Annotated in this window: 12 protein-coding genes; 5 read left to right on the top strand and 7 right to left on the bottom strand. The window is 32.5% G+C overall.

What is annotated here, in order from left to right:
- Window positions 1-24: 24 nt before the first annotated feature.
- The 4 genes from FG167_RS12715 to FG167_RS12700 form a co-directional block, all read right to left on the bottom strand.
- A complete protein-coding gene (locus FG167_RS12715; RefSeq protein WP_203458616.1) occupies window positions 25-2,136 on the bottom strand; it encodes a VWA domain-containing protein in 2,112 nt (703 codons plus the stop codon).
- Window positions 2,137-2,229: 93 nt separating this feature from the next.
- A complete protein-coding gene (locus FG167_RS12710; protein ID WP_203458615.1) occupies window positions 2,230-3,318 on the bottom strand; it encodes an AMP-binding protein in 1,089 nt (362 codons plus the stop codon).
- A complete protein-coding gene (locus FG167_RS12705; protein WP_203458614.1) occupies window positions 3,302-4,282 on the bottom strand; it encodes a CPBP family intramembrane glutamic endopeptidase in 981 nt (326 codons plus the stop codon). The genes FG167_RS12710 and FG167_RS12705 overlap by 17 nt, the downstream gene beginning before the upstream one ends.
- A 51-nt stretch (window positions 4,283-4,333) precedes the next feature.
- Window positions 4,334-5,389, bottom strand: coding sequence for an o-succinylbenzoate synthase (locus FG167_RS12700; RefSeq protein ID WP_203458613.1), 1,056 nt, complete (start codon window positions 5,387-5,389; stop codon window positions 4,334-4,336).
- A gap of 142 nt (window positions 5,390-5,531) precedes the next feature.
- On the opposite strand from FG167_RS12700, the gene FG167_RS12695 reads away from it, so the two are divergent.
- Both FG167_RS12695 and FG167_RS12690 read left to right on the top strand, forming a co-directional pair.
- Complete coding sequence (locus FG167_RS12695) at window positions 5,532-6,452, top strand: sterol desaturase family protein (RefSeq protein WP_203458612.1); 921 nt, start codon at window positions 5,532-5,534, stop codon at window positions 6,450-6,452.
- 63 nt (window positions 6,453-6,515) lie between these two features.
- Window positions 6,516-7,307, top strand: coding sequence for an SDR family oxidoreductase (locus tag FG167_RS12690; RefSeq protein WP_203458611.1), 792 nt, complete (start codon window positions 6,516-6,518; stop codon window positions 7,305-7,307).
- 85 nt (window positions 7,308-7,392) lie between these two features.
- Here FG167_RS12690 and FG167_RS12685 read toward each other — a convergent pair whose 3' ends face one another.
- The 3 genes from FG167_RS12685 to holA form a co-directional block, all read right to left on the bottom strand.
- On the bottom strand, window positions 7,393-8,157 hold the full coding sequence (locus FG167_RS12685; protein WP_203458610.1) for a head GIN domain-containing protein: 765 nt from the start codon (window positions 8,155-8,157) through the stop codon (window positions 7,393-7,395).
- A 72-nt stretch (window positions 8,158-8,229) separates the two neighbouring features.
- Complete coding sequence (locus FG167_RS12680) at window positions 8,230-8,595, bottom strand: cupin domain-containing protein (protein ID WP_203458609.1); 366 nt, start codon at window positions 8,593-8,595, stop codon at window positions 8,230-8,232.
- Between the two features lie 34 nt (window positions 8,596-8,629).
- Window positions 8,630-9,634, bottom strand: coding sequence for a DNA polymerase III subunit delta (gene holA, locus FG167_RS12675; RefSeq protein WP_203458608.1), 1,005 nt, complete (start codon window positions 9,632-9,634; stop codon window positions 8,630-8,632).
- 191 nt (window positions 9,635-9,825) lie between these two features.
- Between holA and FG167_RS12670 the strand changes: the two genes are divergently transcribed.
- The 3 genes from FG167_RS12670 to FG167_RS12660 all read left to right on the top strand — a co-directional run bounded on the left by FG167_RS12670 (window position 9,826) and on the right by FG167_RS12660 (window position 12,273).
- Window positions 9,826-10,275: a type I restriction enzyme HsdR N-terminal domain-containing protein gene (locus FG167_RS12670; RefSeq protein WP_203458607.1), complete on the top strand. Its 450-nt coding sequence runs from the start codon at window positions 9,826-9,828 to the stop codon at window positions 10,273-10,275.
- A gap of 54 nt (window positions 10,276-10,329) precedes the next feature.
- Window positions 10,330-11,307: a glycosyltransferase family 2 protein gene (locus tag FG167_RS12665; RefSeq protein WP_203458606.1), complete on the top strand. Its 978-nt coding sequence runs from the start codon at window positions 10,330-10,332 to the stop codon at window positions 11,305-11,307.
- A 105-nt stretch (window positions 11,308-11,412) separates the two neighbouring features.
- Window positions 11,413-12,273, top strand: a complete 861-nt coding sequence (locus FG167_RS12660; protein ID WP_203458605.1) for an OmpA family protein — start codon at window positions 11,413-11,415, stop codon at window positions 12,271-12,273.
- Window positions 12,274-12,505: the final 232 nt, after the last annotated feature.

Below are 12,505 nucleotides of genomic sequence, written 5' to 3'. Positions count from 1 at the left end.
TATATTCAAATGCCTTTTAAATTATTACAGACTTTCATACGACTTTACCAATCTAATAAATTCTGATCGATAACCAAGTGTATCCTCTCCTCTACCTAATTTTGCTAAAGAAATAACATCTTCAACACTCGAATTATTATAGAATTGAGACTGTCTTAATTGCATACCAAATAAAGCCACAGCTGCTGCAAACTGCATATCTGGAGAAGCAGTATCAACGATGTCTTTTTGCACATGTACCATTTCTATGCTTTTCTTACCATCTGGTTTTTTATATCGAAACTTTACCGTTAATAATTCATCTTGAAAATGAGTAGATACTTCTGTTTTTGTATATTTTAAATCCGAAATACTTTTTAAATATGCACTATCTACACCTACCGGAATCACTTCATATAAAGCAGTTACTGTATGTCCGCTACCTAATTCGCCAGCATCTTTTGTATCATCCATAAAATCTTCATTTTCTAGCATTCTATTTTCATATCCAATCAATCTATATGCTTGTACTTTACTCGGATTAAATTCCACTTGAATTTTCACGTCTTTTGCAATAGTATACAATGTACCTCCAAATTCTTTTCCAAACACTTTTTGTGCTTCTTGCATGGTATCAATAAATGCATGATTCCCATTTCCTTTATCGGCTAATGTTTCCAATTTAGAATCTTTATAGTTTCCATAACCAAATCCTAAAACAGATAAAAACACTCCTGATTTACGCTTTTCTTCAATTAAGGTTTGCATATCGGCATCACTAGAAGCTCCAACATTAAAATCGCCATCTGTTGCAAGAATCACTCGGTTATTACCTTTCTTTTTAAAGTTCTTTTCTGCTAAAGCATACGCAAGTTCAATGCCTTCTCCTCCAGCAGTAGATCCTCCTGATTGTAATTTATGTAATGCTTTTAAAATCTTCTTTTTATCTTTTCCAGAAGTTGGTTCTAGTACAACTCCAGCAGCTCCTGCATAAACAACTATGGATACTTTATCCTGTTCACGTAACTGATTTACTAATAATTTAAAAGCTGATTTTAATAAAGGTAATTTATTTTGTGAGCTCATAGAACCGGAAACATCTATCAAAAAAGTAAGGTTGCTTGCTGGTAATTCTTGGTTGCTATACGTTTTACCTTGTAAACCTATTTTTACTAATTTGGTTTGGCTATTCCAAGGTGTTACTGCTAATTCTGTTTGAATTGAAAAAGGATGCTCTCCTGTTGGTTGCTTATAGTCATAATCGAAATAATTTACCATTTCTTCAATTTTCACAGCATCTGCAGGAATATTTTGCCCATTATTAATCATTCTTCTAACATTGCTATAAGAAGCTTTATCCACATCAATAGAAAAAGTAGATACAGGTGAATCACTTGTGGTTTTAAATTTATTTTCATGAATTTTTGTATACGATTCATTAAGTACTTTTAACTGTTGCTTCGCTTGATAGGATCCTTTTTTGGTGTTCACTACAATAACGCCACTTCCACCACTAGTTCCATATAAAGCAGCACCATTTGCTCCTTTTAAAACATTGACTTCTTTTATTTTATTAGGTTTTAGCTTACTTAATTCTTCTTCTGAAGCAATTTTACCATCAATAACAATTACCGCTTTATTGTTACCTGCTGTAGAACGATTGCCACGTAGAACAATACGAGTAGGTGGATTTTGATTCTTATTTTTAGTGTTAATTTGCAGTCCTGAAACTTTACCAGTTAAACTTTGAATAATATTAGGATTGGAAGATTGATTCAACTCCGCTGCTCTCACAACCTCCATGGCCGTCTGAGGTTTATTTCTGTATCTTTTAATTCCTAAAGCAGTAACAACCACTTCGTCTAATGTATTGTCTGCTTGTAGGGAAACATTAATGATATTCGATTTACCAACAATTTCAGATTTGTTAACATAGCCAACATAGCTAAATATTAAAGTATCTTTTTCATTTGCTTTTATAGCATAATTCCCGTCAAAATCGGTTGAAGCCCCGTTGGTTGTTCCCTTTACAATAACTACTGCTGCTGGAAGTGGTAGACCATTCTCATCACTAACAACTCCTGATATTGATTTTTCTTGTGCATGTAATTGCATTGTAAACAACAACACAAAAAATAATTGTAATACATTTTTCATAAGGTTTGGTTTTAAAGTTTACGTAAACTTATGCCTTACCTTTAGGTTACAAAATCGCAAATGCGTGAACGATGCTTTTCAATGCGTGAAATACTATTTTAAGCTTTTTAAAGTTTGCTGACGAAGAATTTTACCGTTAGCACTTTCTATAAATTTTTCTACGGAATAGATTTTCTTCGGGATTTCAAATTTTGTTAATCCAGGAAAAACGGAAGTATCCACAGTATTACTTTTGCTTTCCACTACTAAAATGATGCATTCTCCAAGCGTTTCCTCTTTTTCTTTACTAATAAAAAAACGAGTACTCATTTTAGACTCTAGCTTTGCTTCAATCTGTTCTGGAAATAATTTTACTCCTCCAGAATTTACCACATTGTCATATCTACCAAACCATTCAAAAGAAGTTTCAGAATGTAATTTTACAACATCATTGGTTATTATTTTATCCTTAGAAAGCTTTGGTGCTTCTATTATTAAACAATTTCTTTCGTCTTGAGAAATATGAATATTGGGAAGGGTTTTGAAATGAGATGCTTCGACAAGTTCAGCATGACATTCTGTTTCAATTTTAAAATTATTAATCTTCTTAACAGCAATATGTGTGATGGTTTCCGTCATTCCATAGGTTTCAAATACATTGGTTTTGATTCCTTGAATTGCTTCTTTTAAACTACTAGAAACCGAAGCTCCTCCAACAATTAGACTTTTGATATTATTACAATACGTTCTCACTTTTTGAAGTTGCAAAGGTACCATTGCGCAAAAATCGTAATGTTTTTCATAATCAAATACTGGCTGACTAGTTGGTTCTGTAATATCCAACTCTAAACCTAAAATCATAGCACGAACTAGCATCATTTTTCCTGCTATATATTGACTTGGCAAACAATGCAAGGCTGTATCTCCAGGTTTTAATTTAAAAAAATCACCAGTTGCAATTGCCGAATGTACCATGGCTTGCTTTTGCAGTTTTATAGATTTTGGCTTTCCTGTTGATCCCGAAGTTTGTACAAAAACATAGTCTTTATCGTCTAACCAATCAATCAAAAAATTGCCTATTTCCTTCTCAAAAGGCAAGCCTTCTTTTACATAACTATAGGCTACTTCTTCAAGATCTTCATATAAAAAAGAGCTGCTATTTAATTTAAAACGATTGTGTATTTTATTATATGCTGGAATCACTATCTATTATTTTATAATCCTCTTTTACTGGTTCCGCAACACGTCCTAAAAGTTTTTCACTCCAATTGCTCCATTTATATTTTTTAGCTAGAATAAAAAGAATAATAGGAAAAATGATAAAAACAGGCATAAAAACATCCATAAATCCTGCCGAAGTAGGTTCAGAAACATCTTTAAAAAGTGAATTTGTTTGAAAAGCGGTCCAATCTGCTGTTACTAATAAAGCGGTAAATAAATTATTAGCAGCATGAAATCCTAAGGCTAGTTCTAAACCATCATCCATAAGTGTCATAATACCTAAAAAGAATCCGGTACCAATATAATACACCATAATAATGTAACCTAGTTGCTCTACTTCCGGATTTGCTAAATGCATTAACCCAAAAACAATAGAGGTGAAAAATAATGGAAACCATTTTGTTTTCGTAATAACTCCTAATCCTTGCATTAAATAGCCTCTAAAAAGATACTCTTCCATACTGGTTTGCAATGGTATTAATAGTATTGCAATTACTGCTAGTGTTAAGAATGGTACCAATTCAAAGTTCCAAACATAACCTTCTGGTTCCATAAAATAATCTATTAAAACAAAAGATGAAGACACCGCTCCCCAAAGAATAAAAACAAACCAAAACCTACTCCAATCTATTTTTTTTCTTGCGGTTGTTAGCGCTGTAAAAGATTGATGATGAATAACTTTAGCAGTAAATATTACACCAACCAAGCCAATAGCAAAAGTTAAAAGCATTAAAAATAAAAATAAATTACTGCCTAAAATTTCAGCCATTTCTGAAATATCTGTAGGGAAATCTCCATTTTGTATTCCTTCTAATCCTAAAGAATAAAATATTCCTGCTATTAAAGGAATAGACCCTATTAATTGCCATACTATAAAAATGATGATAAATCCTAGTAAATATCTCCACCACTCATGTAATGATTTAAACGCTTGTTCTATATACATATCTAAAAATTAGTTCCGAATCCAGTTCGGAATGATAGTTTTTATTTGAAACTACAATGCAAATCCTTGTAGCATTTTATTCAATTTCCAATTTGCTTTATTTTGGTATCGCAATGTACCATTTTTTACTTGTAATGGACTTTCAATATTATTGGTAAAAAGACTTCCTGTACCAAGTCCTTGCGGTAATTTACTTTGCAAGGTATAGGTAAATTGTGCAATTGCATTTAACCCTATATTACTTTCTAATGCACTAGTAATCCACCAACCAATATTTTGTTTTTCAGCCATATCTATCCAATTTTGACTGCCTGCAAATCCGCCAACTAAACTTGGTTTCAAAATAATGTATTGCGGATTTATAGTTAGTAGCAAATCTTCTTTCTTTGTTACATCAAAAACACCAATTAATTCTTCATCTAATGCAATTGGTAAAGGGGTTTCTTCACAAAGTCTTGCCATTTCTTGAATTTGCCCTTGTTTGATAGGTTGTTCTATGGAATGTAAATCTAAATTTGAAAGTATTTTCAATTTCTCTAAAGCTTCCGAAGGATGAAAAGCACCATTAGCATCTACTCGTAATTCGACGTCTTTGGAAGTAAATTCTTTTCGGATAGATTGTAGTAAATCGATTTCCGTTTGAAAATCTATGGCGCCAATTTTCATTTTAATACAACTAAAACCAGCTTCTATTTTATCTTTTATTTGTTGCTTCATAAAAGCTTCGGTTCCCATCCAAATTAATCCGTTAATAGGAATACTATCTTCACTTTTAGTAAAACGAGAAGGGAACAGAATAAAAGGATTCTCACTTTTTAAGGAAGCAAAAGCTTGTTCTAATCCAAATTGAATGCTTGGAAATTCAACGAGTTCCGTTAATAAAAATGCCAAACCTTTATCGATGTTGTTGCAAGTCCATTGCAGTTTTTCTTCGTAATGCGGAACATCATCTGCACTTAAACCTCTAAAAAGTCCGCATTCTCCTACTCCTTTCTTACCTTGATGTTCTACAATTAGAAACCAAGTTTCTTTCGTTTTTAAAACACCTCGCGAAGTTCCGCTGGCTTGTTTAAAGTTTAAAATGTATTGTTTGTACGTTGCTATCATAGTTCGCTTCAAAAATAGACAATATTTTTTGTATTTTGCAAAGTATAAAGATGGAACTATTTGTACTTCGAATCTAACTTCGCTATAGCCTTAGAAGATAAATGCGCTTCGTATAATAATATCCATTTAACAAGAAAACAAAATGACTGAATTTCCAGATATCATCCTTTATGCCATTCCGTTTTTTATAATTTCTATGTTGCTAGAACTTTATGTTACTGCCAAAGAAAATATAAAAACCTACGAGAAAAAAGATGCTTTTACTTCTATTACCATGGGTTTAGGAAATGTGTTTTTAAGCTATTTTAGTAAAGCTTTAGTTTTTGTAAGTTTTTTTTATGTGTACGAAAATTTTAGGGTTTTCACCATTCCAGTTACTTGGTGGAGTTTTATACTTCTTTTCTTTGCAGACGATTTTTCTTATTATTGGTTTCATAGAATTTCACACGAATGCAGAATATTTTGGGCTTCCCATGTGGTGCATCATTCATCACAACATTATAATTTAAGTACAGCTTTACGTCAAACATGGTCTGGCGGATTTTATACTTTTATCTTTTGGATATGGTTACCGCTTTTAGGATTTCATCCCGGAATGATTGTGTTACAAATGTCGATTAGTTTGATTTACCAATTTTGGATACATACCGAAGCAATTGACAAAACGCCTTCGTGGTTTGAAGCAGTAATGAATACACCTTCACATCACAGAGTGCATCATGGGAGCAATCCGTTATACTTAGACAGAAATCACGCAGGAATTTTAATTATTTGGGATAAACTTTTCGGCACCTTTCAACCAGAACTTAAAGAAGAAAAAGTGGTTTATGGTTTGGTTAGCAACATAAACACCTACAATCCTGTAAAAATTGCTTTTATAGAATGGACTAACATGTTTAAAGATGTCTTTTCAGGAAAGAAATCTTTAAAAAGCAGGTTTTTGTATTTAGTAAAACCTCCAGGTTGGAAACATGATGGAACGGGAAAATTGAGTAGTGATTTGAGAGCGGAATGGGAGGAACAGAGTTTTCAGTCGCAGTCACCGTTTTCAGAAAAAAAATGATTTGGTGCTCTAGACAAACAATGAAAGTTTAATTTAAAACCTACTCGCTTTCGCGAGCACAAGATGACATTTAACAACAAAGTAGTTTGGATTACTGGCGCTTCCAGCGGAATTGGTAAAAGCTTAGCCATTGCTCTTTCAAAAGAAAATTGCAAACTGATACTTTCTTCTAGAAGAAAAGAAGCATTAGAGAAGGTAAAAGCATTATGTAATCATCCGGAAAATGTTTCGGTGCTACCTTTAGATTTAGCAGAAACAGATACCTTAGCTTCTATAGCAAACCATGCTATTTCTATATTCGGAAAAATAGATATGCTAATTAATAATGGTGGTATTAGTCAACGTTCTGCGATCATTGAAACGACTATTGCAGTAGATAGAAAGTTAATGGAAGTGGATTACTTAGGAACTGTTGCTTTAAGCAAAGCACTTCTACCCCATTTTGTTGCCAATCAATATGGTCATTACGTGGTGGTTTCTAGCCTCATGGGAAAATTTAGTTCTCCGCTACGCTCTGCATATTGTGGTGCAAAACATGCTTTACATGGCTTTTTTGACGCCATGCGTTTGGAACATGAAAAAGACCGCGTAAAAGTGACTATGATTTGCCCTGGATTTGTAAATACCAATGTGGCTAGAAATGCATTAACAGCAGATGGTAGTAAACAAGGAGATCAAGATGAAATGACCGAAAAAGGATTGCATGTAGATGTATTTACAAAAAAAATGCTTCAAGCAATCCGTAAAGAAAAGTTTGAAGCTTATATTGGTAAAAAGGAAAGATTCGGCGTTTATTTAAAACGAATCTCTCCTAGATTGTTGCATAAATTGGTTTTGCGTAGTAAAGTGAGGTAAATTGTTAAAAAAACACCCCTTGAGGGGACTTTAGAGGTGTCCAAATATTATTTAAGTCGTCTTTAAAACTTTCCCAAGGAGCAACTTAATCTAGTTTATTGATATCTACTTCTCCAATAGAAATACCATTTTCTAAGGTTGCACTTCCTTTATAGTTTATTGTTGGTTCTCCATAAGAAGTGATTTTAAGATTATCACTAACATTAAATTGGTAGCTACCGTCACCATAAGCAGTAATCTTTGTTTCCTTATTATTTACTTGTAAAAAGTCAACAACAGATTCTCCGTAACCCGTAATTTTCTGACTTTGGATGCTTCCGTTTTCAATTTTCAAATAGCTTTCTCCATAAATAGCCACTTTTAATTCTTTTAAAGTAACGTCTTTCATGGTTATTTGTGATTCGCCATAAATATTAAATATTATTTTATCGGAAATGATTGGGCCTTCAAAAAGAAAACGTTCTTCTCCACGTAACGAAAAGGTTTTTACTTTTTTATAATATACAATCGCTTTAGCAACCGTTCCATTATAAGCAGCAACCGTTCTGTGTTTGGTGCTTTTTTCTTTATCCGCTTTTGTAGTCGTTTTTGCATCTTCTAAATAGATTTGAAGTGTTTTACTTTTCACTTCTACATGGATTTCATCTAGATCTTCGCTTAGCATTTCAATAACGACTTTTTCCTCATCTCCTGTTTTAAAAACAACTTCTATATGCGGACTAATAATTACTTTATCGAAAGTCTTTACTGTAAAAGTTTTGGATTGTGCTTGAATTGTAAATGCTTGCAAGAAAAATGTTGCTATAAAAAGGATACTAAGATTTGCTCTGAATTTTAAAAAAGTATGCATTGGTTTTGTTTTAAATGAATAAATATAAACTAAAGACATCCTTTTTTTGAAACTGTTACAGTTTATAAAAAATTACTTGTACTCTACTATTAAATAAACGGAAGTACTATCGCCAACATTTAATACTTCGTGCTGTGTTACTGTATCTTTACTCCAGCTAGTTCCTGCTTTCACGTTAATGGTTTTTGTGCCATTTGCATCTGTAATTTTAAATGTTCCTCCTTTTAAGGTATAGCCAAAATGTGGTTGGTGTTCGTGTTTTTCGTGTCCAACTCCTGGAGCAAACGTACATTTTAAAACACGTACTTCTTTATCTTCATGTACAATTTCGCAAACGCTTTCTCCTTCCCAACCTGCTTGTAGAGGATCTGGAAGTGTTGCTTTTTCTTTGCAGGAAAAAAGGGAAATACAAAAAAGGAATACACTTAGTTTTTTCATGTTTACTTTCCGCAAAAGCGGAAATCTATTTTAATTAATTCATTATTCTAACCAGCAATTCTTTTAGCAAATCGCCTTGAGACACAGAATTGCTACCAACACCTTTACTTTTCACATCAAACTCACGTAAAGTCCCAATAACTTCACTCACTTTTCGCATTGGGTAATGTCTAGCTGCAGTAATATATTCGTTTACAAAATAAGGATTCACTTTTAATGCAGAAGCAACATTTCTAGGATTCTTATCGCTTAATCCGTGTAAATGCAATAGCTGTGAGAAAAAATTAAAAAGCAAAGAAACCGTTACTACCATTGGATTATCCTTTGGGTTATCGGCAAAATAGTGTGCAATCTTATGTGCTTTTAATATATTGCCTTCTCCAACTGCTTTACGTAGCTCGAAGTTATTGTAGTCTTTACTAATACCAATATTTTCTTCAATATGCTCTGGCGTAATTTCTGTTCCTGCTGGTAAAACAATTTTTAATTTAGAAAGCTCGTTGTTGATTTTACTTAAATCGGTTCCTAAAAACTCCACAAGCATTTGAGATGCTTTTGGTGAAATAGTATAATTCTGTCCAGAAAGCACACGACGAATCCAATCTGCGACTTGATTTTCGTATAGTTTTTTACTTTCATAAACAACACCAACTTTTTTAAGTGCTTTATATAAAGCCTTACGTTTATCTAGTTTTTTATACTTATAATTAAATACTAAAACGGTTGTTGGTTGCGGATTAGCAGCATAAGCAGCCAATTTTTCAATAGACCGAGATAAGTCTTGCGCTTCTTTAACAATAACCACTTGACGCTCTGCCATCATTGGATAACGTTTCGCATTGCTAACAATATCATCAATCGTTACATCGCGACCATAAAGTACCATTTGGTTAAAACCCTTTTCTTCTTCGGCTAAAACATTAGCTTCAATATAATCGGAAACACTATCTATATAATATGCCTCTTCTCCCATTAAAAAATAAATGGGTTTCAGGTTTCCTTTTTTTATGTCTATTATTAGTTGCTTAACTTCGTCCAAAATAAATAAATTGTTTAAATGTTGTCACATGGAGTACGATTGCAATACCATTATTCTTCATATCTAATGGACATCGACTGCATTCCGCTTGACGGATAACTATAATTTTATTAAAAAAAATAACAAAAACTTCTCGATAATCTTTTCGATAAAAATAACTCGAAGTAACATTATAATTATAAATTTGTGTAGTGCAAAAACTAAATTTCCCTACATATTCGTTTCGATTCAAAAATAGCGAAAATAAAACGCTTATTTATGATGAAATACGCAAAAAATTTATGGTCTTACAACCCGAAGAATGGGTTAGGCAACATTGCGTAAAATATTTAATGGAGGAAAAAGGATTTCCTAAATCTTTAATTAATGTAGAAAAAGAATTAAAGGTAAACAACTTACGGAAACGCTACGACATTGTTATTTTTAATCCCGACGGAAGTATTCATTTAATTGTGGAATGTAAATCGGCTAAAATAAATATTGACCAAACTACTTTTGACCAAATTGCACGTTATAATTTAGCTTTAAACGCTACTTATTTAATGGTTACTAACGGAATTAATCATTATTATTGTGCAATGGATTTTGACGCAGAGCGTTATCAGTTTTTGAAAGATATTCCTAATTATAGTTTACAGTAAGCAATAATAAATATTCGTGTATTCGTGGCAAATATTTTAAACTTATAAATAATATTGAAAATAGCAGTCGTCATATTAAATTGGAACGGAAAAGCACTTCTAGAAAAGTTCTTACCTTCAGTGGTTGCACACTCTAGTGAAGCAACCATTTATGTAGCAGATAATGCCTCTACAGATGCTTCTGTAGCTTTTGTAAAGGCGAATTATCCGGAAATAAAAATCATACCTAATACTGAAAACGGAGGCTATGCAAAAGGCTACAATCAAGCTTTACAGCATGTAGAAGAAGATATATTCTGTCTTTTAAATAGTGATATTGAAGTAACCCAAAATTGGCTCTCTCCTATTCTTCAAGAATTTAAAACCAATAGCGAAACTGACATCATTCAGCCAAAAATATTAGATTACAAAAACAAAGAATACTTTGAATATGCTGGTGCTGCAGGAGGATTTATAGATAAGTATGGCTATCCGTATTGCAGAGGTAGAATATTTGACACCATTGAAAAAGACGAAAACCAATACCAAGACGCAAACATTTTCTGGGCATCTGGAGCTTGTTTTTTCATAAAAAAAGAAACCTTTAAAATACTAGATGGTTTTGACGAAAGCTTTTTTGCGCACATGGAAGAAATTGATTTATGTTGGAGAGCATTCAACTTAAACTATAAAACCAAATATATTGGCGCTTCTACAGTATATCATGTTGGAGGAGCAACATTACAAAGCAGCAATCCTAAAAAAACCTATCTAAACTTTAGAAATAGTCTGTTTACACTAACCAAAAATGCATCTGGATCTCTATTCTTTTTAATCTTCACCAGATTGGTTTTAGATGGTGTTGCAGCAATTAAGTTTTTACTTCAATTAAAAATAACGCATATCCTTGCAATATTTAAAGCGCATTTTAGTTATTACACCGCATTACCAAGATTATTAAAAGAGCGAAAAAAACTTCCGAAGAAAAAGGATTATTACCAGACAAAATCTATAGTTTTTTCTTATTTTATAAAAGGTAACAAGACTTTTTAATTGTTTATAAAAATGTTAAAGTTTTTGTTAATAATGGAATATTGTATCATTCTTTTGTATAATTTTGTCCTGTTAAATTAACAATATTTAATCCATTCATTTATTATGAAAAAAATTGTATTACTAAGTGCAACAGCACTTTTGCTTTTAAGTTCATGCGTTTCTAAAAAAGAATTCGCAGCTTTAGAAGCCAAACAAAAAACAACGCAAGATTTATTAAATACAGCAACTGTTAAACTAAATAGTTGCTTAGCAGACGAAGCCGCATCTGCAGCAAGACTTAAAGAAATGCAAGCACGTTTAGCAGATATGCGAGCAAACAACCTTGCTTTAATTGAAAGCACTAAAGACATGACTATGTTAACAGCTCAAGGCGCTAAAAACGTAGAAAAATCTTTAGAAAGTTTAAAAGAAAAAGATTTAAGAATTACAAGATTACAAGATGCTTTAACTAAAAAAGATAGCGTTACACTTGCTTTAGTTTCTAGTTTAAAGAAAGAAGTTGGCTTAAATGATGAAGATATTGAAATCAACGTAGAGAAAAGCGTTGTATTTATCTCATTATCTGACAAGTTATTATTTAAAACAGGTAGCTACAATATTTCAGATAGAGCAAATGAAATCTTAGGAAAAGTTGCTACTGTAATTAACGGGAAACCTGATTTTGAAGCCATGGTAGAAGGTCATACAGACAACGTACCATACAACAGAGGTGGTGTTTTAGTAGACAACTGGGATTTAAGTGTAAAACGTAGTACTGCTATTGTTAGAGCATTACAAAGTTTAGGAGTTAAACCAGAACAATTAATTGCTGCAGGACGTGGAGATCATTTACCATTAGTACCTAATGATACTGCTGAAAACAGAGCAATTAACAGAAGAACTAAAATATACATTCTTCCAAAAATCGATCAATTCTATGAAATGATTGAAACGGAAATGAAATCGCTTTCTGAAGAAAATTAATTTTTAGAAAAGAATAAGTATAAAAGCTCAACCGCAAGGTTGGGCTTTTTTTATGGCGTTACCCTACTTCGCTGAAAAGCTACGTAGTGTCAGGCTTTCAAGGCTCGCTATCAAAGATGAGCTCAAACAAACCTTTCAATCCTTAACGCGAAAACCACCTCGTCTTCCGTTTCTTTAGTAAAAACGGAATCCACTCCTTCTTAAAAAAGGAGGAGAATTAAAAATAACCTAG

This window comes from Lacinutrix sp. WUR7, from assembly GCF_016864015.1.
Classification (GTDB): domain Bacteria; phylum Bacteroidota; class Bacteroidia; order Flavobacteriales; family Flavobacteriaceae; genus Oceanihabitans.
This window is presented reverse-complemented; position numbering and strand designations above follow the sequence as displayed.

Excerpts from the sequence above, each read along its gene's own strand:
- FG167_RS12715 (WP_203458616.1), bottom strand. The coding sequence starts at position 2,136 with ATGAAAAATGTATTACAATTATTTTTTGTGTTGTTGTTTACAATGCAA.
- FG167_RS12705 (WP_203458614.1), bottom strand. The coding sequence starts at position 4,282 with ATGTATATAGAACAAGCGTTTAAATCATTACATGAGTGGTGGAGATAT.
- FG167_RS12700 (WP_203458613.1), bottom strand. The coding sequence starts at position 5,389 with ATGATAGCAACGTACAAACAATACATTTTAAACTTTAAACAAGCCAGC.
- FG167_RS12695 (WP_203458612.1), top strand. The coding sequence starts at position 5,532 with ATGACTGAATTTCCAGATATCATCCTTTATGCCATTCCGTTTTTTATA.
- FG167_RS12690 (WP_203458611.1), top strand. The coding sequence starts at position 6,516 with ATGACATTTAACAACAAAGTAGTTTGGATTACTGGCGCTTCCAGCGGA.
- FG167_RS12685 (WP_203458610.1), bottom strand. The coding sequence starts at position 8,157 with ATGCATACTTTTTTAAAATTCAGAGCAAATCTTAGTATCCTTTTTATA.
- FG167_RS12680 (WP_203458609.1), bottom strand. The coding sequence starts at position 8,595 with ATGAAAAAACTAAGTGTATTCCTTTTTTGTATTTCCCTTTTTTCCTGC.
- FG167_RS12660 (WP_203458605.1), top strand. The coding sequence starts at position 11,413 with ATGAAAAAAATTGTATTACTAAGTGCAACAGCACTTTTGCTTTTAAGT.